The sequence below is a fragment of the Nocardia nepalensis genome, from assembly GCF_048910785.1.
In the GTDB taxonomy this organism is placed as follows: domain Bacteria; phylum Actinomycetota; class Actinomycetes; order Mycobacteriales; family Mycobacteriaceae; genus Nocardia; species Nocardia nepalensis.
Map to the genome: position 1 here is coordinate 336,587 of NZ_JBKBET010000003.1, position 23,769 is coordinate 360,355.

At 66.5% G+C, this 23,769-nt stretch carries 21 protein-coding genes and 1 tRNA gene; 11 read left to right on the forward strand and 11 right to left on the reverse strand.

Annotated elements, in window-relative coordinates; genetic code table 11:
• Positions 1 to 315: 315 nt before the first annotated feature.
• The 4 genes from ACHQ4I_RS02080 to ACHQ4I_RS02095 form a co-directional block, all read right to left on the reverse strand.
• Positions 316 to 1,260 (reverse strand): TY-Chap domain-containing protein, encoded by a 945-nt coding sequence (locus ACHQ4I_RS02080; RefSeq protein WP_420769920.1) that lies wholly within the window; start codon positions 1,258 to 1,260, stop codon positions 316 to 318.
• A 130-nt stretch (positions 1,261 to 1,390) separates the two neighbouring features.
• Positions 1,391 to 1,750, reverse strand: a complete 360-nt coding sequence (locus ACHQ4I_RS02085) for a hypothetical protein (RefSeq protein WP_420769921.1) — start codon at positions 1,748 to 1,750, stop codon at positions 1,391 to 1,393.
• 219 nt (positions 1,751 to 1,969) lie between these two features.
• Positions 1,970 to 2,045, reverse strand: a tRNA-Gly gene (locus tag ACHQ4I_RS02090).
• Positions 2,046 to 2,150: 105 nt separating this feature from the next.
• Positions 2,151 to 3,047 carry an NAD(P)H-binding protein gene (locus ACHQ4I_RS02095; protein ID WP_420769922.1) on the reverse strand — a complete coding sequence of 299 codons (897 nt, stop codon included), beginning with the start codon at positions 3,045 to 3,047 and terminating at the stop codon, positions 2,151 to 2,153.
• Between the two features lie 95 nt (positions 3,048 to 3,142).
• Between ACHQ4I_RS02095 and ACHQ4I_RS02100 the strand changes: the two genes are divergently transcribed.
• Positions 3,143 to 3,937: a helix-turn-helix domain-containing protein gene (locus ACHQ4I_RS02100; RefSeq protein WP_420769923.1), complete on the forward strand. Its 795-nt coding sequence runs from the start codon at positions 3,143 to 3,145 to the stop codon at positions 3,935 to 3,937.
• 13 nt (positions 3,938 to 3,950) lie between these two features.
• Here ACHQ4I_RS02100 and ACHQ4I_RS02105 read toward each other — a convergent pair whose 3' ends face one another.
• Both ACHQ4I_RS02105 and ACHQ4I_RS02110 read right to left on the reverse strand, forming a co-directional pair.
• On the reverse strand, positions 3,951 to 4,703 hold the full coding sequence (locus ACHQ4I_RS02105) for a lysophospholipid acyltransferase family protein (RefSeq protein WP_420769924.1): 753 nt from the start codon (positions 4,701 to 4,703) through the stop codon (positions 3,951 to 3,953).
• Positions 4,704 to 4,711: 8 nt separating this feature from the next.
• Positions 4,712 to 5,464 (reverse strand): lysophospholipid acyltransferase family protein, encoded by a 753-nt coding sequence (locus tag ACHQ4I_RS02110; protein ID WP_420770168.1) that lies wholly within the window; start codon positions 5,462 to 5,464, stop codon positions 4,712 to 4,714.
• Positions 5,465 to 5,575: 111 nt separating this feature from the next.
• Between ACHQ4I_RS02110 and ACHQ4I_RS02115 the strand changes: the two genes are divergently transcribed.
• The 3 genes from ACHQ4I_RS02115 (at position 5,576) to ACHQ4I_RS02125 (ending at position 8,604) form a co-directional block, all read left to right on the forward strand.
• A complete protein-coding gene (locus ACHQ4I_RS02115) occupies positions 5,576 to 6,484 on the forward strand; it encodes a hypothetical protein (RefSeq protein WP_420769925.1) in 909 nt (302 codons plus the stop codon).
• A 42-nt stretch (positions 6,485 to 6,526) separates the two neighbouring features.
• The gene (locus ACHQ4I_RS02120) at positions 6,527 to 8,065 is read left to right on the forward strand and encodes a Rieske 2Fe-2S domain-containing protein (protein ID WP_420770169.1); all 1,539 of its coding nucleotides are present in this window, start codon (positions 6,527 to 6,529) and stop codon (positions 8,063 to 8,065) included.
• Positions 8,066 to 8,247: 182 nt separating this feature from the next.
• Positions 8,248 to 8,604: a hypothetical protein gene (locus ACHQ4I_RS02125; RefSeq protein WP_420769926.1), complete on the forward strand. Its 357-nt coding sequence runs from the start codon at positions 8,248 to 8,250 to the stop codon at positions 8,602 to 8,604.
• 560 nt (positions 8,605 to 9,164) lie between these two features.
• On the opposite strand, the gene ACHQ4I_RS02130 is transcribed toward ACHQ4I_RS02125, so the two are convergent.
• Together ACHQ4I_RS02130 and ACHQ4I_RS02135 are read right to left on the reverse strand one after the other, a co-directional pair.
• Positions 9,165 to 10,121: a DMT family transporter gene (locus ACHQ4I_RS02130; RefSeq protein WP_420769927.1), complete on the reverse strand. Its 957-nt coding sequence runs from the start codon at positions 10,119 to 10,121 to the stop codon at positions 9,165 to 9,167.
• A 789-nt stretch (positions 10,122 to 10,910) separates the two neighbouring features.
• Positions 10,911 to 12,164 (reverse strand): oxygenase MpaB family protein, encoded by a 1,254-nt coding sequence (locus ACHQ4I_RS02135; protein ID WP_420769928.1) that lies wholly within the window; start codon positions 12,162 to 12,164, stop codon positions 10,911 to 10,913.
• A gap of 109 nt (positions 12,165 to 12,273) precedes the next feature.
• On the opposite strand from ACHQ4I_RS02135, the gene ACHQ4I_RS02140 reads away from it, so the two are divergent.
• On the forward strand, positions 12,274 to 12,918 hold the full coding sequence (locus ACHQ4I_RS02140; RefSeq protein WP_420769929.1) for a TetR/AcrR family transcriptional regulator: 645 nt from the start codon (positions 12,274 to 12,276) through the stop codon (positions 12,916 to 12,918).
• 210 nt (positions 12,919 to 13,128) lie between these two features.
• Here ACHQ4I_RS02140 and ACHQ4I_RS02145 read toward each other — a convergent pair whose 3' ends face one another.
• The 3 genes from ACHQ4I_RS02145 to serS form a co-directional block, all read right to left on the reverse strand.
• Entirely contained in the window at positions 13,129 to 14,430 is a 1,302-nt protein-coding gene (locus ACHQ4I_RS02145; protein WP_420769930.1) for an MFS transporter, read from the reverse strand.
• A 189-nt stretch (positions 14,431 to 14,619) separates the two neighbouring features.
• Positions 14,620 to 16,407, reverse strand: coding sequence for a putative bifunctional diguanylate cyclase/phosphodiesterase (locus ACHQ4I_RS02150; protein WP_420769931.1), 1,788 nt, complete (start codon positions 16,405 to 16,407; stop codon positions 14,620 to 14,622).
• Between the two features lie 189 nt (positions 16,408 to 16,596).
• Entirely contained in the window at positions 16,597 to 17,859 is a 1,263-nt protein-coding gene (serS, locus tag ACHQ4I_RS02155) for a serine--tRNA ligase (RefSeq protein ID WP_420769932.1), read from the reverse strand.
• A gap of 92 nt (positions 17,860 to 17,951) precedes the next feature.
• Between serS and ACHQ4I_RS02160 the strand changes: the two genes are divergently transcribed.
• The 6 genes from ACHQ4I_RS02160 (at position 17,952) to ACHQ4I_RS02185 (ending at position 23,734) form a co-directional block, all read left to right on the forward strand.
• Positions 17,952 to 19,643, forward strand: a complete 1,692-nt coding sequence (locus ACHQ4I_RS02160; RefSeq protein ID WP_420769933.1) for an aldehyde dehydrogenase family protein — start codon at positions 17,952 to 17,954, stop codon at positions 19,641 to 19,643.
• Between the two features lie 88 nt (positions 19,644 to 19,731).
• Positions 19,732 to 20,871, forward strand: a complete 1,140-nt coding sequence (locus ACHQ4I_RS02165) for a septum formation family protein (protein ID WP_420769934.1) — start codon at positions 19,732 to 19,734, stop codon at positions 20,869 to 20,871.
• On the forward strand, positions 20,871 to 21,221 hold the full coding sequence (locus ACHQ4I_RS02170) for a metallopeptidase family protein (protein WP_420769935.1): 351 nt from the start codon (positions 20,871 to 20,873) through the stop codon (positions 21,219 to 21,221). Before ACHQ4I_RS02165 ends, ACHQ4I_RS02170 begins: the two co-directional genes overlap by 1 nt.
• A gap of 168 nt (positions 21,222 to 21,389) precedes the next feature.
• Positions 21,390 to 21,701, forward strand: a complete 312-nt coding sequence (locus ACHQ4I_RS02175) for a PE family protein (RefSeq protein ID WP_420769936.1) — start codon at positions 21,390 to 21,392, stop codon at positions 21,699 to 21,701.
• Positions 21,702 to 21,752: 51 nt separating this feature from the next.
• The gene (locus ACHQ4I_RS02180; RefSeq protein WP_420769937.1) at positions 21,753 to 22,907 is read left to right on the forward strand and encodes a PPE family protein; all 1,155 of its coding nucleotides are present in this window, start codon (positions 21,753 to 21,755) and stop codon (positions 22,905 to 22,907) included.
• Positions 22,904 to 23,734, forward strand: a complete 831-nt coding sequence (locus ACHQ4I_RS02185) for an ESX secretion-associated protein EspG (protein WP_420769938.1) — start codon at positions 22,904 to 22,906, stop codon at positions 23,732 to 23,734. The genes ACHQ4I_RS02180 and ACHQ4I_RS02185 overlap by 4 nt, the downstream gene beginning before the upstream one ends.
• The last annotated feature ends 35 nt before the right edge of the window (positions 23,735 to 23,769 follow it).

The window sequence follows — 23,769 nt, forward strand, 5'->3', positions numbered from 1 at the left end:
GCATCAGGATCCAAACGTCCTGGCGGAGTGTCGACTTCGGCTTGCAATCCGGCAGCAGCAAAGCGAAATCGTCGACAGTCCACGAGCTCCGCTCTGATGCGAGAAAGTCGCATCAGATGCGAGTCTGCGCGCCCGAGCGTGTCCGCAGACCTTCGTTTCCGATCCGCGATGCTGCGCCATGCGGCAAGAGCGGATGTTGTGTAACGGAAAGATTCTCGCGCCTGCGGCAGGTTGGCCGTGTGCGGCGTAGGTCGGCGTCCCGTTAACCGGTACTGACGTGGCCTGATCTCGATCGTCTCGCCGGTCGCGGACGGGTCATGTCGAGTGCTTTGCGGTTTCGGGCACATGCTGTGTGATGCCGAGTTGTCTGGCCACGTAGGACATAGAGACCTCGGCGCGATCGCAGAAGGCATGGACGGCCAACTCATGTGGACTGTCGAGCCCGAACACCGTCCGGAAGGTATCGACCGCCCGCCGGGGAGCATCGCGTAGCCAGGGTTTGTAGCATGATCGCGCTTCAGGGCCCGACCAGATCGAGATACCAGGCATCGTGGAGGTGTCGTATCCCCAACCCAGTTCAACCATTCGGCGACGGAATTCTGCTGTGCCGAGCCCCGCGCGGTCCAGATCACGGGCCTCGGAGAACAACGTGTATCCGCTGAGCGCGAACTGGATGAAACACCCCTGCTCGCGATCGTGTTCACCGAGCACGACCGTCGAGTGACGCGGGAGGGTATGCAGGACCCAGTCGAGACGTTCGGCGAACTCGTGCCAGTCGGTGCATCGGGCTGGCAGACCTCGATCCGTCGGCTGGTCGTGGGTCACCAGGTGAGTGTGAAATCTGTTGGGGCCTTTGTTATCCCAGGCGCGGCACCGAAGCCGGGCAGGGTTCATGCCCAGCCCGTCGCGCATGACGGCCACGACCGACGTGGCGATGGCCGGGTCGCCGTGGAAGTAGCGCCATCCGGTCTGCCATTCCGCAGCCGCATCAGGCCAGTCCCGAGCTGGTTGAGTCCATCTCAGGTTCTCCGGCTGGGCATGAAGGACAGCGAGCGTTCGCTCGGTAACGACGGGATGCCGGGGAACGGGAACCGTGATCGCCAGACCCTTGTCCTCGGAGGTGAAGTTGACGAAGAAACCGGTATCAGTGTCTTGCAGCTGGTAGAACGCCCACTCGTAGATGATGTCGCCATCGTCGGTGATGTCGGGTTCGAGAAAATAAGGCATTTCTTCGAGGATCTCGGTCCAGTCATCGGGCACACTGCCATCCTTGCCCAAACAACCACCACGACGGTAGGCACACGCCTGGCGAGCAAGGTCCACAACGGCACCATGCGCGGCAGCCAGCCGTCGGCGACCCAGGCGTGCTGTGGACTGGGTTGTAAGGGGATTAGCGGGAGGGTCGTTCGGCCACAGCCGCGTTCAAACCGGCGGAGAGGAATCCGTGTTTGTTGTGAATGGTTTTCGCGCCGTTGCCCTTGTCCTGCTCGAGGTGCACGATCCAGGCGGCGTCCAGATCCTGGTTGAATGCGGTGATCGGCAGCGAGGAGCCGAAGAACGGTTCGATATCGACGTCGATGTAGCGGATGTAGTCGTGCCGCGTGCGTTCCTCGATACCGGTCAGCCGCGCGGTGTACTTGCGCAACCACTCCACCAGCGTCATGCAGCCGACTGCAGTGCCGAGCTGAATCTCCCGGATCCGGCGCGCCTCGGCGACACCGACCACCTCGGCCGGCTCACACCAGCGCACGGCCGCCTCGAAGTCGTCGAAGGTCTCCGACGTCGACCGTCGACGCCCGGTCTCGTCGTAGTAATGGAACGGAACCTACTAGGCGATCGACCCGTTGCTACAAGGGTCGCGGGCGGGGTGTGAGCATGAAACCTCCAGAGCCGGAAGTTGCCCTGGGAAGCCCGTTGAGACCGCAAATGGTGGCGTAGTGACGCTCACGCTACTGACCTGGCGTTTTCGTGGAGCGGATGACGGGATTCGAACCCGCGACCCTCACCTTGGCAAGGTGATGCGCTACCAGCTGCGCTACATCCGCGTGCGCTCCGATGTGTGGTCCGGAAGTTGGGACGCATCGGTGTGCGTCCAAAACTGTAGTCCGACACCATGCACAAATGAAAATCGGACATTCCCGGCAGGCGCCTTACTTGCCGCGATGAGGACGTGGTCGGTCAGTGAATGCGCTGGTCGGCGCGGTGAAGGCGGTGGCGTGGTCGGCGACCCATTCGGCGTAGGTGCGGGGTGCGCGGCCGAGGACTTGGCGGACGTCGTCGGTGCGGACGGTGTTGCCGCCATCGCGGACGTAGGCCTGGCCCGCCAATGCGCCGTCGACGTACTCCGAGGACATGCCTGCCGCGATCATGTGTTCGCGCGCAATGTCTTCCGGCACGTCGACCACGTCGAGCGGATGGCCGAGGACGGCTGCCAATGCGGCGGCCTGGTCCGCAACGGTGACCAGTTCAGGGCCGGTGAGCGTGTAGACGCGGCCCGCGTGGCCGGAGGTCGTCAGGGCCTCGACGGCCACCGCGGCGACATCACGCGGGTCGATGACACCCTGGCGGCCGGTGCCGGTCAGATTCGGCACGGGCTGGCCGGAGCGGACGGCATCGGCCCAGCTCAACGTGTTGGAGGCAAAGCTGGACGGCCGCAGAATGGTCCAGTCGAGACCGCTCCCCCTGGCCGCCTCCTCGCCGGGAACATGCCACGTGCCGACCCGGCCGAGTCCCGGTTCGCCGGTGCCGATGGCGGACAACTTCACGATGCGCCGGACGCCCGCCTCGCGGGCCACGCCGACCAGTGCGCGGTCGGCCTCGGCGTATTCAGGGCCGAGGACACCGACGATGAAGGCCGCCTCGGCGCCGGACATGGCGACGGCCATCGAGTCGAGGTCGTGGTAGTTGCCCCGGACCACCTCCACCCCGGCGGGCAACTGCGCTCGCTCCGGATTCCGGGTCACCGCACGGACCTGCTCGCCGCGCGCGGCCAGCTGACGGACGATTTCACTGCCGATGGTGCCGGTCGCACCGGTGATAACGATCATGCGAAAAGCCTGTCGCCGGGCCACCCGGGTCTATAGGAAATTTCGGCACAGCTTCGGGCGCTGTATCCCGTTGTGAGCTGCTTACAGTGGGTCGAGTGAGCATCCTGACCGCCGATCTCGTCGAGTCGCCCGCGCCCGAATCGCTGCGTCCGTGGATCACCGAGTTCGGCAGCATCCCGACCGCCACGGATATGTCCGTACCGTTCACGCATGTACCGCACGCCGGGACGACCATCGTGTTGCGCACCCGCGACGACCGCCGCGACGCACTCGTCGTCGGCCCGCAGACCCGCGCCTCGTACTCGGCCGCGGACAAGCCCGCCGGATGCACCCGCCTGCGCCTCGCCCCCGGCACCACCCGCCAGTTGCTCGGTGTCCCCGCCGCCGACCTCGCCGATCGCGTCGTCCGCCTTGCCGACCTACCCGGCGTAGCCGCTGATCTGGCGCACGAACTCGCCGCGCTGCCAACGGCGGATGTCCTACCCCTCCTGGAAGAGCTTCTTCCGCAACGCATCTCCGATGATCCGACCCAGCGCGCGCACCGCGAACTACTCCGCGACGCCGTCGCCGCCATACCCACGACCACATCGGTCCACGAACTCGCCACCGACCTCGCCGTCAGCGAACGCCAGCTGCGCAACCTGTTCACCACCGGAATCGGCGTATCCCCAAAGCATTTCGCCCGCATCGGGCGCATCCGCCAGATCCTTGCCGACACGAGCGATACCCATCGGGCCGGGTCACCGAGTTCGTTGGCCCAGGTTGCGGCCACACATGGCTACTACGACCAATCGCATATGTCGGCGGACTTCAAAGCTCTGATGGGTGTTCCGCCAGCGAAGTTCTTCCGGGGACATGTGCCCGCACCCACCCCGTGCCGCAGTTTATGAGAGAGCCTGGCGCTCAGCGGGTCTGCCGCCCCGCCGCACGGGCGCGGCGGGCCATTTCCTCCCGCTCGAGAACCGCGGCTTCGGCGGGGGTGGGAGCGGTGCCGCCGAGTCGGGCCGGAACCCAAGGTGCGCCTTCGGGCATCGGGTAGCCCTTCTGAGCTTCGCCGAGCAATTCGTTCATTCGCGTGCGAAGTTCGGCGGTCAGCGCGTCGCCCGGTTCGGCGGCCGGGATCGGCTCTCCGATGCGGATATTGATCGGAAAACGATGGCGGCCCAGTTGTTTCGGGAAACCCTTGGTCCAGATGCGGTGGGCGCCCCAGATGACGATGGGGATGATCGGGACACCGGCGTCGATCGCCATGCGGGTCGCACCGGACTTGAATTCCTTGAGTTCGAAGCTGCGGCTGATCGTCGCTTCGGGGTAGACCACGACCAGTTCACCGTTACGCAGCGCCTCGAGCGCGCGCCGGTAGGAGGCGGCGCCCGCGTGGCGATCGACGCCTATCGCCTTGCAGTGCTTCATGAGAAAACCGACGATGCCGTGTTCGAGTTCGGCCTTCATCATGAAGCGGACATTGCGCCGCGAGTTGCGCCCGACCAGCCCGACCTCCATGAAGTCCACGTAGGAGGTGTGATTCACGGCGAGCACGGCGCCGCCGGTGCGCGGGATCCGGTCCTGTCCGGTGATATTCACGCGCAGCCCCTGCACCGCGAAGACGGTGCGGACCAGACCGGTGAGAATGTCATAGACCGGTTCCCGCGACATGGCTCCCCCTACGACGAACCCTTGGCCGCCCGGCGCGCCGCCTTCTCCTCGGCTTCGGCGGCATCCATGGCATCGGCTTGTTCGAGGGTGGGCGCACTGCCGCCCAAACGTGCCGGCACCCAATAGGCGCCGGGTTCGTGCACATAGCCCTGCTGCAGCTCCAGCAGCATCGCCTGCATGGTGGTGCGGAGTTGGGCGGTCAGGTCGGCGGCGGGCTCATAGGGCTGGATCGGTTCGCCGACGGCGATGGAGATCGGCGTATTGGTGCGGCCCAGACGCTTCGGGAAGCCCTTGGTCCACACCCGCTGGGCGCCCCAGATGACGATCGGGATGATCGGCACCTCCGCCTCGATCGCCATGCGCGCGGCGCCGGACTTGAAGTCCTTGATCTCGAAGCTGCGGCTGATCGTCGCCTCCGGGTAGACGCCGACCAACTCGCCCTTGCGCAGGTATTCGACCGCCGCCTTGTACGAGTCGGCGCCTGCGGACCGGTCCACCGGAATGTGCTTGAGCGCCCGCATGATCGGGCCGGAGATGCTGTTGTCGAACACTTCCTTCTTGGCCATGAAGCGGATGTACCGCTTGGGGGTGCGCACTGGCAGGCCCGCGTAGGTGAAGTCCATGTAGCCGGTGTGGTTGACCGCGATGACGGCACCACCGCGCGCGGGGATACGTTCAGCGCCCTTGACGGTGAACTTCAGACCTTCGACGAAGAAGACGGTACGGGCGAGCCCGACGATCGTCCGGTAGACGGGTTCCACAATTCCGCTAGCGTAGTCGCTGACTGTCCCATCCGGCAGCGCCGTCGCGTCTACGCGCGCGCCGAACCCGTCGCTCACACCGCTGAACGCCTACGAAAGAGGACCACCGAAGTGGAACGCGCCCGCCCGATACCGCGTGAACACGACTGGAAGGATCCGCGGGCACGAAGGGCGCTGCTCGCCATCACGGCTGGACTGGCACTGACCAGCGCTGTCCTGCTCACCGGCTGTGATTCGGTTTCCGGCATTCCCGGCGACGAGCCGACCCGAACATCGGCGCACACCACCACGCCATCCGCCGCGATTCCGACCACGACCACGCGAGTGCTGGCGCAGGCGCTCGCGGTGCCGGTCGGCGAGGTCCCCGGCCTGCCCGGCGCGGCGGAGGTCGTGTCGCGCTTCGGCGCGGTTCTGGAGCGGTCCACGACCGCGGAATTGCAGTCCAAGTGCTGGATGATGGCTCCGGGCAATGTGACCGACATGTCCGCCGACAAGAAGGCGATTCTGACCGCCATCGCACAGCGGGCGACCACCACGCAGAGCACCGTCACCTGGCAGAACGCGGGCACCACGGTGACCTTCGACCGCAGCGCGATCGAGTCGGGCATCAAGAATTCGAGCCAGACCGTCTGCCCGTGGCTGGCGCAGGACGGCGCCGAGCCCGGACCCAACGAGGCCGATGCCAGGCATACCGTGCGCCGCTACCTGGCCCGTTTCGTCGGCACCCCGCTCGATCCCTCCGATAAGGAGGGCACCTACCCACTGGTTTGCAAGGCGAGCCCGGCGAATTGGGATCCCAACGGAACCGGCAGCCCGACGTCCCCGCCGCTGGCCAACAACCCGGGCAGGCTGACCGGAGCGACGAAATTCGCCGATCAGGAGATCCGCTCGGAGCGGCTGCGCGCGGATTACCTCGCGGTCGAGGTTCCGGTCACCAACTCCTCCGGTGTGACGCAGACCCGCACCTTCACCCTCACCGGAGGTCCCGCGGGCTACTGCATCGGCGACGTTTCGCCCTAACCACTACCCTGGATGGCTGGTAACGGTCAGGAGGAGCAGCTCGTGCAGATCACCAGCGTCGGACACGCCGGATTCCACATCCGCACCGCGGCCGGGTCGATCCTTTGCGATCCCTGGGTCAACCCCGCGTACTTCGGTTCGTGGTTCCCGTTTCCGGACAACACCCAGTTGGACTGGGACGAGCTGGGCAATTGCGATTTCCTGTACGTCTCGCATCTGCACCGCGACCACTTCGACGCGGCGAACCTGGCGAAGCACGTCAACAAGGACGCGACGGTCCTGCTCCCGGACTATCCGGTGCCGGACCTGAAGCGTGAACTCGAGCAGCTGGGCTTCCACAAGTTCTTCGAGACCGAGGATTCGGTCAAGCATCGGGTGAGCGGTCCCGGCGGCGAGATCGACATCATGATCATCGCGTTGCGCGCGCCCGCCGATGGTCCGATCGGTGACTCCGGGCTGGTCGTCTCCGATGGTGAGACGACCTGTTTCAACATGAACGATGCCCGGCCGGTGGATATGGACGTGCTGCACGAAGCATTCGGGCACGTCGATATCCATCTGCTGCAGTACTCGGGCGCGATCTGGTACCCGATGGTCTACGACATTCCGAGCCGCACCAAGTCGAACTTCGGCAAGCAGAAGCGTCAGCGCGGAATGGACCGGGCACGCAGCTATATCGAACAGGTCGGTGCCACCTGGGTCGTGCCGTCGGCCGGTCCGCCGGTCTTCCTCGACGACGAGCTGCGCTACCTCAATGACGATCGCGGCGACGAGGGCAATATCTTCCCGGATCAGATGGTGTTCCTGGAGCAGATGAAGCTGCACGGCAACGAGGGCGGGATCCTGATGATTCCGGGTTCGGTCGCCGACGTGCGCGGTGCGGAACTGTCGCTGACCCATCCGTTCGAGCCGGGCCTGATCTACGACAACAAGGCCGAATACATCGAGCTGATGGCGCAGCGCCTCGCGCCGGTGCTGGCGGCCGAGAAGGCCGCATGGGCGACGGGTGACGAGCCGCTGCTGGAACCGCTGCGGGCGCTGTTCGAGCCGATCATGAAACAGAGCGATCTGATCTGCGACGGCATCGGCTATCCGGTCGGCCTGGTCATCGGTGCCGAAACCGTGGTGCTGGACTTCCCCGAGCGGGTGGTGCGCGAGCCGATCGAGGGTGAGGGAAAGTACCGTTACGGCTTCCGGATCGCGCCCGAGCTCGTGCGCACCGTGCTGCGCGACAATGAGCCGGACTGGGTGAACACCATCTTTCTGTCCACTCGATTCCAGGCCTGGCGTATCGGCGGCTACAACGAATTCCTGTACACCTTCTTCAAATGCCTCACCGATGAGCGGATCGCCTATGCGGACGGCTGGTTCGCCGAGGCGCACGACGATTCCGCCTCAACGGAGTTGGCCGGCTGGGAAGTCCAGCGCCGCTGCCCACACCTGAAGGCGGATCTGTCGAAATTCGGCGTGGTCGAGGGAAATACCCTCACCTGCAATCTGCACGGGTGGCAGTGGGACCTGGAATCCGGCCGGTGTAAAACCTCCAAGGGGCATGAGCTGCGCTCGCGCAAGCTCACCTGACCCCTGCTATCCCGGGTGCCTTTTGCCGACTGTCGGTCGGTTCTGAAATTCGGGGTAATCGGGCCGTTCACCTGCTGGTGACGACTACTGTGCGCTCCTACAATCAGGGGCGTTGGGGAATGTCAGCGATCTCTACAGTCGGTGAGTCAGGTCCGCGCGACGGCTCGCCGGAAGAAGGCACCATGATCACCAACAAGGCGCGCGGTAAAGGCACGCGCCGACAACTCGCGAAGATCGCACTAATTGGAGCGGCGTTGGCGGTTCCGATGACGGCGGTGGCGGCTCCCGCCATGGCAATGCCGACACCTGCACCCGGTGTAGTACAGACTGATTGCGACTGGGACTTCGACAGCGGCAAGCCATGGAACGGCGGCCACGGCGGCGGGTGGAACGGCCCCGGCAACGGGTGGAACGGCCATGGCAACCAGTGGCACGGCAACCCTTGGAACGGCTACGGCAACGAGGGGTGCGGCTACGGCAACCAGTGGTTCTTCCCCCCGGGCTGGTTCTTCCCCCCGGGCTGGTTCGGCAGCAGCTAACCGAACGAATCCGAGCGCCGCGAGATAGATCCGGCGATGTCGACCATTTCGGTCATGTCGCCGGGTGACCGCTGTCCCGGCGCATGCCCTCGGGCTGAGCCCGGCGCGAACGCGCAAGTGCGACAACCGAACCGACCCTGTGCCGAGAGACCGGCGCTCGGCCGTCACGATGCACGGATCGGCCTCGCAAGCCGCTCGATATAGCTATCGACAAGCCGATGCCCCGGGCCTGCCGGACATTCCGGGCGGCCTCGCGAGCCCTGGCGGCAGCCCACCTTTCGGCGCGTCGATAGCGGGCAACGCGGGACATGCCGGAGCGCGGACACTGAGACCAGCACCGCGCGCTCGGTAATGCGCGCATACCGGCCCGTCGACGACTGAGCCTGTCGGATTGCAGGGCCAGACACTGGCATCGGCCCCGCGAGCTCGGCCACACGCGTCAGCGACTGAGCCTGTCGGAAGGCACTCGGATCGGCCTGGCGAGCGCTTTGTCCTGGCTTGCACATCGACACGTCGACGCCTCGATCATCGGAGCTGCAGGCAGGAGCGCGGATGCTGGGTCAGATTCGGGAGCGGGTGGCTACGACGACGGCGATGAAGGTGAGGGCGCAGCCGATTACGGCGGTCGGGGTGAGGGCGGCGCCGGTTGGGGTGAGCAGGTCCAGGGTGATCGAGGCAAGGAGTTGGCCTGCTACCGAGGTCAGGCCGAGAAGTAGGACGCCGATCCAGCGCACGGTGATGGCGGCAAGGGCGATGAAGGCGACGCCGATGAGTCCGCCCAGATAGAGCCATGGCTCACTGGGGAATTCGGTCGGCCAGCCGGTGCCGACCAAGATGGACGCCTCGATGGCGAACAAGGCAGCGGTGCCGACGCCGAAGTTCACCAAGGTGGCTGCGAACGGACCGCCGATCGCGCCGATGCGACCGTTGACCGCCTGCTGCCAGGCCAGTCCGATTCCGGCGAGCGCGGGCAAGAGGATCAGCGCCGCGGTGGGGCCGGTGCGCAACCACTCGGGCACCGCGGCGGAGCCGACCGGCGCACCGGACCTTCCCGCCGCGGCGAGAACCACCGCGACCATGGCCAGCGCCGCTCCGCCGACGCGCGAGACCGTGACCGGGGTGCGGCCATGTGGCGCCAACCCGAGCCGGTCCACCACCAGACTGCTCAACAATTGGCCGCCGACCGTGGCGACGGTGAAGGCGGTGACGCCGATCGCCACGACGGTAAGTCCTTGGCACGCAACGAAGAACGCACCACAGAGCCCACCGAACAACTGCACCGGCCGCAACTGACGACTTGCCACCGCCCGCCGCACCCGCACCAGCCCGTCCCGCAACCGCCGACTGACCGCGAACGCGAGCACCAATACCAACAGTCCAAGGCCGAAACTGATACAGGCAGCCGCGATCCCATCCTGCAACCGCACCCCCAGCGCCCCATTGATCCGGCCCTGCACCGCCACGCCGACCCCGATGCAGAACCCGAAGGCCAACCCCACCTTCGCCCGCGCCACCATCCCCGCACCGTACCGCCACCCCCGCAATCCTCGACCGAGCCACAACGCAGTGCCCCGAGCACCGGCTGAATCAGACACCCATCGCTGGAGTCAGAACTGGCGATCGACAACTCACGACGCCCCGACCGCCTCGCCGACGAACCTCCCCAACACAACACCTGATGAGCATCTTGCGGCGCCGAATGCCACCAGCGCGCCCCATCGCAGCGCCGAATTCGCCCCAGAATGGCCGGTCACCCTCGATGCGAGTTGGCCGAAGCTGTTCGTCCGATGTGCTTCTAGCGGCTGCGCCATCGACCGAGCCGACCAGCGACAACCACCAACAGACCCGCTCCCCCAACCAGCCGAGCGGCAATGCGAGCACTCCGCCCGCGAGCCCGCATGATCCGGATCCGACACCGACTGCACCACGCCGCGCCAACAAACCGGGCCGCCGCCCACCGCCCTGCGGCAGATCGGGTTCACGACAACTCCGACCTGTCGCACACCCAGTGATGCCGTCGCATAGGTCGCAACCTATGCGAGGCGATCACCCAATATGCGACACCATCATTCAGCGGCACCGCCGTGTGCGGGGCGCTTCGAGCGCGCCGATAAGGCCGCCACTTTCAGGGTCGACTCGTGGCGAAGCACTGACAGCAGCCGGTCCTGTTCGGCGGGGCCGCGCATCTGGTCCGGTCGGCCGTGGCCGAGCCATCCGCCGAACGTCATCGCGAGAGCTCGCGGTGATGCAATCGCGGCACGGGCCGCTGGCGGGTGACCGGGCGGCGCGCAGGGCAGCGCGGAAAACTATCCGGCGCGCAGGGTTTTGCGGGCGGCGTAGGTGTCGTGACGGGCGTAGGTGCGGTCGCCGCCGTTTCGGGCGATGGAGCCGCGGACCAGGCGGGCGCGGAGGCGGGCGCCGAGTCGTTCGTGGAGGCGGGTGGCGCCCGGGATGAGTTGGCGGGGAACTTCCATGGCACCGTTGACCACGGCGGTGGCCATGACGGCGCTCTGGAAGAATTTGCTGTTCTCCAGGCCGAGGAAATCGGAGTTGGTCGGGCCGAGGACGATTCGGCTGTAGGCGACCATGTAACTGGTGATCAGCCGACGGATAAGGCGCTGAGCTGCGGTATCGGTGCCGATGAAGAGGCCGCCCGCTGCAGGGACCAGGGCCTGGGCCAGTCGGCGGGAGTCCTCGTCGGGGATGAATTCGGTATCGGCGAGGATCCAGAAGGCACGCCAGGTATCGGTTTCGTTGGTCGGCAGGATTTCGGCGTCGATGCCGAGCAGGAAGCCGACATAGCGCCAGAGCTGGAAGACGGCGTCCTTCTCCTCGGCCGAGAAGCGCAGGCCGAGCGCCTGTGCGCCGACCAGATTCGCCATCGAGAAAAGACCCAGCGTGCCGACGGTGAGCACTTGGTTCACCGGATGGTCCCAAGCCTGGTAGTCCCAATCGGGGCGGCGATTCATGCCCGCGCGAACCAGCGCGTGCATCAGCCGCACCCGCAGCACACTCTTGTAGCCGACCTGATTGCGTCGCAGCCCACCGGGAGTCGTGACATCCAGCCACCACTGGGTGGTTTCGGCCAGCCGACGCGGCGCCATGGCATCGAGGTCGCCGGTCCCGACCAGGGTCTTATCCGCGCGGGAGGCCAGATACCCGCCCATCAGCGCGAACATGCCCATCGCGATTCCGCCCCACACGCCGGTGCGTTCCACGACCCGGGCACCGCGGTCGATCTTGGTGCGGTCCAGCCAATACGGATCCGCCTCGACCTGTCGGAACAATGCGACCAACTCGGCGGGCGCATCCGGCACCGCGTCGATACCGCGCTCCACGGCCATCTCGAACATCCGGCGCCCCTCGCCGACCGGCAGCCGCTTGAACATCGCGACCACATCGTCCGCCAGCAGATCCCCGACCTGCGTGAACCGGCGGAACGAATCCCGCTGCGCCGCCGTGCAGCGCAGGTCGCCCGGCGCCATCAGCGGCACGGCGTACCGGAACGGGAACTCCGTGAACAGCGGCGGAGTGGGCAGTAGCTGGTTGTCATGCGTCATTGCATCGCACCCATCGGAAAGAGGTTCGCGCCCGACGTCGAGCACATTCTGACAAGACCGTCTCACAAATTCGAATATCTGGCAAGGTTCTATGCCAGAATGGAGCGCGATGACTACTACCTCGCGGTCCTACGGCGGCATACCGATCGAGCAGCGCCGCGCCCGCCGCCGCGCCGCACTGCTGGACGCCGCGCTGGAGATCATCGGCACCACGGGATTCGCCAAACTGACCGTCTCCGGCCTGTGCACCCAGGCCAAGCTGTCCGAGCGGTACTACTACGAGAGCTTCAGCGACCTCGGCACCGTGTTCAGCGAGTTGTTCGACCGCATCGTCGACGAAATCGGCCAGGCCGTGGTCACCGCGTTCACGACCTCCGCGAGCGATATCCGCGCCAAGACCCGAGCCGCCATCGCCGCGGCCGTCGACCTGATCGCCGACGATCCGCGCAAGGCCCGCATCGTCACCGTCGAGGCCCAGCTGAATCCGGCCCTGCTCATGCGCCGCGCCGAGGTGATGCGCTCGTTCGCGGGCATCATGATGGCCGTCTGCGCCGACGAGATCGGCGCGGACATTGTCGAAAACGTGGGCGAGCGAGCCGAATTCGCCGCCACCCACCTACTCGGCGGTCTGTGGGAGACCACCAACAGCTGGCTGGCAGGCACCCTCCCGATCACCCGCGACACCCTCGTCGACCGCTCCACCGACCAATTCCTGCTCACCGCAAGCCATCTCATCGGCACGTCCCTCGACTGAACATGGTCGCGGCACACGTCGACATGCGCCCGCACTCATGTCCGAGGCATGCCGGATTGCAGGGCTGCAGGCGATCTCACCGGATATCTGCCCGCACTGCGACGTCCTGGCCGCGCACCGTCCGGCCCGCAGCGACGTGCAGACCATCTCCCACGTCTCCGCTCGCCGAATCGAGCGCGATCAGCAAGCGGTATTGCGCGAGAGCGCAACTCAGCCGGATTCGGCCGCCCGGCGGGGCAGCCATCCGGGCGTCACCATCGCGATCAGCAGCATCGAGGCGCCGAGCAACGCGAGGGTGGTCGACATCGACAACCACATCGTCGCCATTGCGGCGAAACCGAATACGGCCAGGGCCACCACCTCCGCGGCAAGGCCGGATACCGAAGTGACCGTAGCTCGCGCGGGGCCTTCGATCGCGTCCTGCAGTCGCGCGCCCGCCACTACGCCGGCGTTGTAGACGATGCCGTAGGACGCCCCGATCGCGGTAAAGCCCAGACCGGCAAGCACATACACCGCACCCGGCCAGCGGACGGCAAGTCCGGCGACCAGCGCGCCGCCGACGAACAGCACACCACCGAACCCGAGCGCGATCGCAATGGTGCGCGCCGATGCTCCCTCGGTGCGCCCGGCCAGCATCGACCCCACCAGCGAGCCGATCACCGTGACACCGACCAGCAGCGGCACCACCGCCGTCGCCACACCGACCTCCTCGGCGAGCAACGCGAAGTACTCGTCGAAGGCCGTGATCCCGGACAGCAGCGCCCCCAGTGCGACGCCGTTCCGTACGGCACGAACCCGAATCGCCTCCCCCACACCGGTTCGCAGCATGTTCAGGTACGTCGCGAAGGGCCGCGATTGCGTCGGCAGCGCGGCGGCCATGACCGCCCGGCCTGTCGCCGACCGGGCTGCCATTGCGGATGAGCTGGCCGAATCATCCTCGGCGACATCGTCTTCCAGGTCTTCGACGGCCGCGGCCGATACCGCCTTCGGCGCGCTCGGCAAGGTAAGACCGATCAGGGTGTGCACCGCCGCGATCGCCACGCTGCACCAGCCGAGCAATGGATAGCCGCCCCAGATGTACAACGGGGTCGCCACAAAGATGGCCACCACAACCGCGGCTTCCGAGGCCGCCCTGGCGTATCCGACGATGCGCGGGTACGCCGGCTGCGCATTCCGGGCAACCAGCTCGTCGTAGAGCAATGCCTCGAACGTTCCCGAAACAAGCGCTCCCGAAGTACCCCACAGAACGAAGCCGACCGCGAAGCCCGAATAGGTCGGCAGTGCGGTCCACAATGCGAAACCGGCGGTCAGCAGCACGCCGCTCAATACCAGCAGCACACGCCGCGACACCGTGTCGGCCCAGGCACCCGATGGCACCTCGAGCAGGAATGCGGTCGCCGACCAGATCGCCAGCAGCGACGAGATCTGCCCGGTACCGAGTCCGTGATCGGCGAACAACACCGCGTACAGCGCATACAGCGGGATCAGCTCACCGATGCCTTTGAACAGCACCGCCCGCACGGTGAGCGCACGAAGTCCGATGTCGCCGGTCAGCGACCTATTGAATCAACAGCCGTAGATGAGCAGACGCATACCGACAGCCTGACCACCCGCCCCCAGCACGTCAAGCGATTTTCCGCCTCCCGCACGACTAACGCACCCGTTTGTCAGCCCTCATGCGCACCGAGAAAGACACGGCGCTCAGCCGAGTGGCAGCCACCCGTTGGCGGCATGCAAATCGTCGTCCCCGAGTTCGCGATCGGTGACCCCGGGCCCGACTCGGCCCTGATTCTCATTCAGGTCGGTGATCAGCTCCGAGACCGGATGCGAATCGCTGTAGTGGTACCCCTGGGCCAGGGCGAAACCTAGTTCGGTCAGCACGGCGGCCTGGTATTCGGTCTCCACGCCCTCGGCGATCACCTGCAGGTCCAATGCGCTGCTCAGGGCGGCGATCACGCCGAGCAGCGGGGGCGCGGGCGAATCCGAGCGGATGGCGGCGACGAAGGACTGGTCGACCTTGAGGATGTCGCTGGGCAGGGTGGCCAGGCGGCTCAGCGACGAGTAGCCGGTGCCGAAGTCGTCGATGGCGATGCGCACACCGCGCTCGCGCAGGATGTGCAGATTGGTGATGGCGGTCTGGGATTCGGCCGCCAGCTCGCTCTCGGTCACCTCGAGCACCAGTTGGTCGGCGGGCCAGCCGGTGCTGGCCAGGATATCGGCGACGCGATCCGCATAACCGGTCTCGGCCAGTTCCAGGCCGCTGACGTTCACGTTCAGCGTCAGGTCGAGCTGCGCGAAGGTCTCCTGCAACCGGGCCGCGTCCGCACACGCCCGGCGCAACACCAACTCGTCCAGATCGGAAATGAGGTCGTACTCCTCGGCGACCCGGATCAACCCCTCGGTGGTGACATCCGGCTGCGCACTCGACGACCAGCGCAGCAGCGCCTCCACACCGACCGCCTTGCCGCCGCCCTCGGTGAGGCTGACGATCGGCTGATAGTGCACGTCGAGCGCGCCGCGGTCGATCGCCTCGCGCAGCTCGACCGCCAACGGCAGCTGCCGCGACGACTCCAGCACCGTCCGATTGCGCCCCGCCTGCTTTGCCCGATACAGACCGACATCCGCGCGACTGACCAGCAGCGATCCGGACTCCCCCGGCTGCCACGAGGTGACACCGGCCGAACATCCGGTGGTCACCGACGCACGCAACTGTTCGGTCAGCAGAATCGCCGCCTGCTCGGTGGTATTCGGCAGCAGCAGTGCGAAGGCATCGCCACCATAGCGAGCCAGTCGCTGATCCGGCGCGAGCAATTTCGACCAGGTATCGGCGACCCGCTGCAGCACCGCATCGCCCGCGCGGTGGCCGAGGTGATCGTTGATCTTCTGGAAGCGGTCGAGGTCGACGAGCACCAGCGCCAGTCCCTGACCGGTTCTGGTGGCGGTTTCGATCGCGCCGTTCAGCGCCCGGTCGAATCCGCGACGGTTGAGCAGTCCGGTGAGCACATCGATATCGGCCTCGGATGCCATTCGGGTCAGGATGCCGACCACCACGCCGACCCCGAAGGTCACCCCCGCCGGAATCAATCCCGACCACCAGGGCAATGCGGGATGTACCGGCCGCGTCGGCATCACCCACAGGCACAGGACCATCGCGAAGGCTATGTGCGCGAACGCCTGCGGCCATGCGAAGAACAATGCGGCATCACAGGCCACGAATACATAGAACGACGCGAGACTGATCGCGCCGACGGTATTCGGGAATGCGTAAACCGCGATCGTCACCAATACCGTCGCAATGGCGACATAGCCATGGTGAATCCCGTGCGGCAACCGCGGACCCCAGCCGAGCAGGCTGAGTCCGAGTAGCAGCGCCACTGCGGCGGCGGTACCGACCAGCACTCGATTGCCCTCGCTGCCAGGGGCGATCCCCGTGATCAGCAGGCCGAGCGCACCCCCCATGACATAGAAGGCCCCGGTGGTCCGGGACATGACCATAGCCGTCGCCAGCGCAGACGCGGCCCGCACCCGGGTTCGGGTATCGCCGCGAGACCCGATTCCTCGCACGGACAATAGCCTAGACATAACAATTACCGCCGGTTGCCACATCCCGCGAATCCGGCATGGCGAAACCCTGGCTATTTGCCCGCAGGCAATGTGGGATGGGCATTTTCGGCGTATCTACCGCGGTGGTGTCAGCACCTCGGTGCCGACGAAGGGCACCAGCGCGGCGGGCACCCGCACCGAACCGTCGGCCTGCTGATGGTTCTCCAGGATCGCCACGATCCAGCGGGTGGTCGCGAGCGTCCCGTTCAAAGTGGCTGCGATCTGTGGCTTTCCGTTCTCGTCGCGATAGCGCACGGCCAGGCGGCGAGCCTGGAAGGTGGTGCAGTTCGAGGTCGAGGTGAGCTCGCGGTAGGTCTGCTGGGTCGGCACCCAACCCTCGCAGTCGAATTTGCGCGCGGCCGAGCTGCCGAGATCGCCCGCGGCGACATCGATGATTCGATAAGGCACCTCGACGGCGGCGAGCATGTCCTGCTCCCAGGCGAGCAGGCGCTTGTGTTCGGCCGCGGCCTCCTCGGGCGTGGTGAACACGAACATTTCGACCTTGTCGAATTGATGCACCCGGATGATGCCGCGGGTGTCCTTGCCGTAGCTGCCCGCCTCGCGCCGGAAACACGACGACCAGCCCGCATAGCGCTTGGGACCATTGCTCAGGTCCAGGATCTCGTCCGAGTGGTAGCCCGCCAGCGGCACCTCCGAGGTGCCGACCAGGTACAGCTCGTCCTCCTCGAGGTGATAGACCTCCGCCGAATGCTGGCCGAGGAATCCGGTACCCGCCATGATCTCCGGGCGCACCAGCACCGGCGGAATCATCATGGTGAACCCGTTGGCCACCGCCTTCTGGGCGGCGAGTTGCAGCAGACCCAGCTGCAGCAGCGCGCCGTAACCGGTCATGAAGTAGAAGCGCGCGCCCGAAACCTTCGCGCCGCGTTCCATGTCGAACAGACCCAGCGATTCGCCGAGCTCCACATGGTCCTTGGGTTCGAAGTCGAATTCCCGTGGCGTGCCGACGGTCTCGAGCACGATGTAATCGTCCTCGCCGCCCGCGGGCGCACCCTCCTGGACCACATTCGAGATGGCCCGGTGCGCGGCGTCCATATCGGCGTCGGCGGCGTGCTGCGCGACCTCGGCCTCCTTGACCTTCGCCGACATCTCCTGCGCCTGTTCCAGCAGGACGGACCGTTCCTCCGGCGTCGCCTTGCCGATCAACTTGCCCATCGCCTTGTGCTCTGCGCGCAGGTTATCGGCGGTGGCCACCGCCGCACGGCGGGCCGCGTCCGCCTCGAGCAGGGCGTCGACGAGGGCGGGGTCTTCGCCGCGGGCGCGCTGCGAGGCGCGGACCGCGTCGGGGTTGTCCCGCAGGAATCGGAGGTCGATCATGGGTGACCAGCCTAATGGTCGCGATATTGCTGTTTCACGCCGATATCCCAGGATGCGGACCGTGCGGGGCTGGACGCGCGCATAGTTGGCTTGTGGGCACAACTTTCGACGAAACCGCTATTGATAACGCAGTGGCCGATCTGGTCGCGGGTGAGAAAACATGGGCGCACACCCCGCTGCGGCGTCGCCGCGAACTTCTCGACGATATCCACACCCGCACCGGCCGCTTCTCACACGAGTGGGTGCGGGCCGCGCGCACCATCAAGGGGCTGGATCCGGACTCGCCGCTGGTCGGCGAGGAGTGGATGTCGGGTCCGATGACGCTGCTGCAGGCCACCGCCACGCTCTCGGCCACGCTCTCGGCGCTGGAGCAGGGGCGCAGTCCGCTCGACGGGGTCGAGTTGGCCGAGGCGCCCGGCGAGCGGGTCGCGGTGCCGATTCTGCCGTTGGATCTCTACGACCGATTACTGCTCAGCGGCTTTCACGGCGAAGTGTGGTTGCGTCCCGGCGTCGACGCCGATACCGCGCGCAGGCGCGCCGGGCTGGCCCAGCTCGATCCGACCGCGACCGGTGGCGTCGGCGCGGTCCTCGGCGCGGGCAATATCACCTCCATTCCGCCGCTGGACGTGCTGTACGAGCTCTACGCCCACAACCGGGTGGTGGCGCTCAAGCTGAATCCGATCACCGATCCGCTGTACACGGTGTACGAGATGGTCTTCGCGCCGCTGATCGAGCTCGGTGTGCTGCGCATTCTGACCGGTGCGGCCGAGGCGGGCGGGTACCTGGTGCACCACGCCGATATCGCGCACGTCCATATGACCGGCAGTATGCGCACCCACGACGCGATCGTCTGGGGCCCGGACGGGAAAGCCGAGGGGCGGCCGCTGCTGGACAAGCCGATCACCAGCGAACTCGGCGGCGTCTCGCCGACGATCGTGGTACCGGGCGAATGGGACGACGCCGACCTGCGCTTCCAGGCCGAACACGTCGCGACCCAACGGCTGCACAACGGCGGCTACAACTGCGTGGCCACTCAGGCGGTAGTGGTCAGCTCGGATTGGCCGCAGAAGGAGCGGTTCCTGGCGGAGTTGCGGGACGCGATCGAGCGGGCGCCGCAGCGCCGGGCGTATTACCCGGGCAGCGACGATCGGGTCGCCGCGGCGCTGGATTCGTATCCGGACGCCGAGCGGCTCGGCCCAGATCGCGGGCGCGTCCTCGTCGAGCATCTGCCGCCGACCGAAACGCCGCTGCTGCGCACGGAATACTTCTCGCCGGTGCTCGGTGTGGTCGAACTGCCGCACACCGGCGGCGAATTCCTACAGCACGCGGTCGATTTCGCGAACGACGAGGTGATCGGGACACTCGGCGCCAACGTGATCGCGCACCCGAACACCATCAAGCGGCTCGGCATCGCCTTCGACCGCGCCATCGAGCGGCTGCGCTACGGGGCCATCGCCGTGAATGCCTGGACCGCACTGGCCTTCTTGGCCCCGCGCGCATCCTGGGGCGCCTATCCGGGCCACACGCTCGATGACGTGCAGAGCGGAATCGGCGTGGTGCACAACGCTTTCCTGCTCGACGATGTGGAGCGCACGGTGGTGAGCGGGCCCTTCCGGCCGTCGCCGCGTTCGCTGCTGCGCGGGGAGATGGCGCTCTCGCCGAAGCCGCCGTGGTTCGTGTCCAATGCCACCGCGGCCGCGACTGGACGCAAGCTGACGGAGTTCTACGCGACCGCCAATCCAGCGCGATTGCCGGGCCTGTTCCTGTCCGCGTTCCGCGGCTGAGCTCCTCGCATAGGCACCACCGGCGCGCTACGGATCGATTCGACCAGGTCGTGGCACCAGCGATCAGACGCTGACATGATGGACCGCGATGTCTGCTGATGATGTGACCAATGACCCGCAGGAATCCGAGCCGTTCTCGGGCGAGTCGTCGCGCGCGGAATCGTTCCCGCAGTCGGTGATCATCGACCGCGACGCCGTCGCCGACGGCAAACTGCATCTGTCCGCGCCGAAACTGCGCTGGGTCCTGCTCGCCGCCGCGGCGGGCGCCGTGATCATCTCGCTGGTCGGGCTGTTCATCACCGGCTACGACAACGACAAACGTCTGGAGGCGCACAATCCGGGTTCGCCCGGCCAGACCGCGCTGGACAGGGAGTTCGGCACCGCGGCCAAGGGCGATTGCCTCAGCTGGAGCAAACAGGACCGTGGCGATCTGGTGAAGGTCGCGTGCTCGAACAAGCACCTGTTCGAGGTCGCGGCCGATGTCGATATGGCCAAATACCCTGGCGTGGAATTCGGTCCCGGCTCACGCTTCCCGGACTCGCTGCGGCTGACCGAACTCAAGGAAGAGCACTGCACTCCCGCGGTGGAGCAGTATCTGAACGGCAAGTTCGATCCGCGCGGTCGCTATGTGGTCGGCCTGATGTACCCCAGCCCGGACGGCTGGAAGCACGGCGACCGGACGCTTCGCTGCGGACTCCAGTTCTCCGGCAGCACCGGCACCCCGCTGCCGACCAACGGCAGCGCCGCCGAACACGATCAGTCGAAGGTCTTCGAACCCGGCACCTGCCTCGGCATCAACCAGAATCTGCCCACCGATCCGGTGGACTGCGCGCAGGCGCACGCCGTCGAAATCGTCTCCACCGTCGACCTCGCCCAGCGCTTTTCCGGCGGCCCGCCCGCCAAGGAGGAGCAGGACAAGTTCATGGAGGACGAGTGCGCACGCGCGGCAAACGACTACCTCGGCTCACCCGACGCGGTGCGCAATAAGACGCTGACACTGTTCTTCGACTACCTCGACGCCCGCAGCTGGCTGGCGGGCAGCCGCAAGCTGGACTGCATGATCGGCAAGGGCACCGACCGGGAGGGCTTCGCGCCGATCACCGGCTCGGCGAAGGGCGAGATCCTGATCAACGGCCAGGCGCCGGTGCCGCCGCCGAACTCCGGACGCTCAACGCCCGCACCGCTTCCCGGCGCCGCACCGCTGCCACCGCAGCCACAACCCCGCTGATGTCGGTGACCATGTCCGCGGACCGGTTCGAGGAACTGGTCGGCGATGCGCTCGATCTCATCCCGCCGGAACTGACCCGTGCCATCGACAATGTGGTCGTGCTGATCGAACCGCGCAATCCGGAGGATCCACATCTGCTCGGCCTGTATCACGGAATCGCGTTGACGGAGCGGGACAGTCACTACGGCGGGGCGCTGCCCGACACCGTAACCATCTATCGCGAGGCGATTCTGGCCATCTGCGGCGATGAGCGCGAGGTCGTCGAGGAGGTCGCGATCACTGTGATCCATGAGATTGCACACTATTTCGGCATTGACGAAGACCGGTTGCATGAGCTGGGATGGGGCTAGTCTTATCCAAGCTGTACTCGGGCTCGGCTCGACGAGCGCGAAACCAGCACGGATGACCAGAAAGAAACTTGGGGATTCGATGGAACCGATCGCGTTGCTGTCGCGTCCTATCACTCGAAGGGGGAATTCTCGTGGTTCCGCCCCATAGCCACTAGAAGGAGTCGAGTCATGGTTGGACATGTACTGATCTCGCCCGAGGCCATTCTCGCCGCCGCGGCCGAACTCGATCTGGTCGCCGAGCGGCTTTCCGCAGCGTCCATGATCACCGCACCGGCGACGCACGTGATTCCGTCTGGCACCGAAGAGGTTTCGCTCGTCGCCGCCAGCCACTTCAACCAGGGCGCGGTGACCCACGATCATTCCGTCGCCCAGGGCATTCTCGAACTGCACCATGCCGCCCAGACACTGCGAATGCAGCTGGCGCAGCATATCGCCGGCGACGTCGTGCGCGCCGCCGGAACCAACGCTATTCAGGTCTAGCCCGCACCGCTGTCCTCAACCACCATTCAGACATTCAGGGGAGTTACAAGCATGGTTGCAGGAGTTACCGGGGTCGTGTGGATCGCCCGGCCATCCGAAGTCAACTCGGCCACCCTTCACGCGGGCGCACACGCGGTCCCGATTTCGGCCGCCGCTACCGCGTGGGGCGGGCTCACCGCCGCCTGGGTCGATGCGACGACCACCGTTGCCCGCGTCATGGCCGAGCTCGGCGTCGGCATGCAGGGCGTCAACGGTATCGCCGCGCTCAGCAAGCTGACCGGCTTCCTCGGCTGGTCCGAACAGCAGAGTGTGCAGGCCGCCGCGATGGGCGGCAAGGCCGCGGCGAACGTCATCGCTTACGGTGTTGCCGCGCTCGCGATGCCGAGCCCGCCCGAAATCGCGGCCGTCAATGCCGCGTTGGCCGCTTCGACCAACCCGGCCGGCGCCGTCAGCGGCGCCATGGAGGCCGCCGAGATCGCCAGGAACGCCATGGATATCCGCGCGGCGCTGGTGATGGAAACCTATGAGGCGGCGACCTCGGCGATGGTGGCGACACCCGCCGAGTTCCTGATGCCGCCGCCGATCGCCGCGGGCGCGGGCCAGGCCAATCCCAGCGGGACCACCGACGCCGCATTCGAAGCGCCCACCGACCCGATCTCGACAGCGGTCGCCGCCGTGCAGGCGTTCGTATCCAACCCGGGTGTGGCCGGTGCCGCCACGCAGGCCGCGCAGGCAGTCGGATCGGTGGTCAGCACCGGTGTGACAACGGTCGGCAGTGTGGCGAGCAATGCGGTCACCGCGGCGACGAGCACGTCGGCGATGTCCACCATGGCCCCGATGGCGATGGGTGGCGCGATGGCCACTGCGGGCAGTGCGGCCGCGACCCGTGCTGTCTCGTTCTCCGGAACCTCGGCCGGTGCGGGCAGCACCCAGCTCAAGCTGCCGGAAGGCTGGGGTACGGGCAGCGTGATCGGCGGCAACACCGCGACGGCGGCACCCGAGACAGTCGCATCTGTCGAAGCCACACCGGCCCGGTCGAACAACAACAACAGCGCGGGCAACCCGCTGCTGGGCAACCAGGTGCGTGACGGCGAGGACGACGAGTCCGAGCACGACAGCAAGGTCGACCTGCGGTCCGATCACTTCACCGACGGCCGCTTCGCCGCCGACGGGGTGATCGGCGCCAACGCCGGGACGGTTGGGTGACCGTCCTCGGTACCAGTGGTGGGCCGTCCGCACTCGAGGCGGTCGTGCTCTCGCCCGACGAGATCCAGTTTCTCCGCGAGAAGCTGGATCTCGCTGACCTTCCGGTTGTGCTGAACGCGTACGCCCGCTTCGACAGCGTGCCCACGCATCGGGCGGCAATGGCCCGCGCGGCCGAGTCGCTCGAACAACGGGACCTGCTGATCGACGACGCGGTTCAGCCCGACTTGGAGGACCGACTGCGGGTGCTGAACCGGCCGCACTGGATCATCGCCATGCGGCTGATCGTCGACGGGTACGTGAGTCGTTTCTGTCTGGCGAAGGGCGACGACCTTTCCGTCGTCGCCCTTCGCGGGCAGGACTCGTATGTGATCGACGAAGTGGGAATCGACTTGGCCGGCACCGTGATAGCGGCGCTCGGCACGGCCCAGCCACTCGAGCTCTACGGCATGAACGCACCGACCGAGGAGCTTGCCACGATCTTCGAGGACATCGGCGATGCCACTGCCACCGCCGAACGACTCGCAAAGGTAGGCAAACCCGCGCAGGACGCGCAAGCCATCGCCTCGGCCGCAGTCGAAATCCATTCGCATGCGCAGATAACCGCCGTGCTGTACGGGGACGGCACCCGCGATATCGTCGACAAACACATCGCCGTGTTCAACACCCGCAACGGGCGATTCATCTCGACGGCGAGCGTGGCCGACGACGGCACCAAGTGGTCGTCGCTGGCCAGCGGTACTCCCGCCCGCCTGCGCGCGGCCGTGGAGGATCTGATCCATTCCCTGCCGGAGCGGGAAGAGTTTCCGAGGAATCCAAAGTTGGCCTGAGGGCCGAGCGGAGCCCAGGGGCACTGTGCCCCTGG

Coding starts and splice junctions, on each gene's coding strand:
- ACHQ4I_RS02125 (WP_420769926.1), top strand. CDS start 8,248: ATGATCACCAACAAGGCGCGCGGTAAAGGCACGCGCCGACAACTCGCG.
- ACHQ4I_RS02170 (WP_420769935.1), top strand. CDS start 20,871: ATGTCGGTGACCATGTCCGCGGACCGGTTCGAGGAACTGGTCGGCGAT.
- ACHQ4I_RS02130 (WP_420769927.1), bottom strand. CDS start 10,121: ATGGTGGCGCGGGCGAAGGTGGGGTTGGCCTTCGGGTTCTGCATCGGG.
- ACHQ4I_RS02140 (WP_420769929.1), top strand. CDS start 12,274: ATGACTACTACCTCGCGGTCCTACGGCGGCATACCGATCGAGCAGCGC.
- serS (WP_420769932.1), bottom strand. CDS start 17,859: ATGATCGACCTCCGATTCCTGCGGGACAACCCCGACGCGGTCCGCGCC.
- ACHQ4I_RS02095 (WP_420769922.1), bottom strand. CDS start 3,047: ATGATCGTTATCACCGGTGCGACCGGCACCATCGGCAGTGAAATCGTC.
- ACHQ4I_RS02175 (WP_420769936.1), top strand. CDS start 21,390: ATGGTTGGACATGTACTGATCTCGCCCGAGGCCATTCTCGCCGCCGCG.
- ACHQ4I_RS02105 (WP_420769924.1), bottom strand. CDS start 4,703: ATGTCGCGGGAACCGGTCTATGACATTCTCACCGGTCTGGTCCGCACC.
- ACHQ4I_RS02150 (WP_420769931.1), bottom strand. CDS start 16,407: ATGTCCCGGACCACCGGGGCCTTCTATGTCATGGGGGGTGCGCTCGGC.
- ACHQ4I_RS02135 (WP_420769928.1), bottom strand. CDS start 12,164: ATGACGCATGACAACCAGCTACTGCCCACTCCGCCGCTGTTCACGGAG.
- ACHQ4I_RS02180 (WP_420769937.1), top strand. CDS start 21,753: ATGGTTGCAGGAGTTACCGGGGTCGTGTGGATCGCCCGGCCATCCGAA.
- ACHQ4I_RS02165 (WP_420769934.1), top strand. CDS start 19,732: ATGTCTGCTGATGATGTGACCAATGACCCGCAGGAATCCGAGCCGTTC.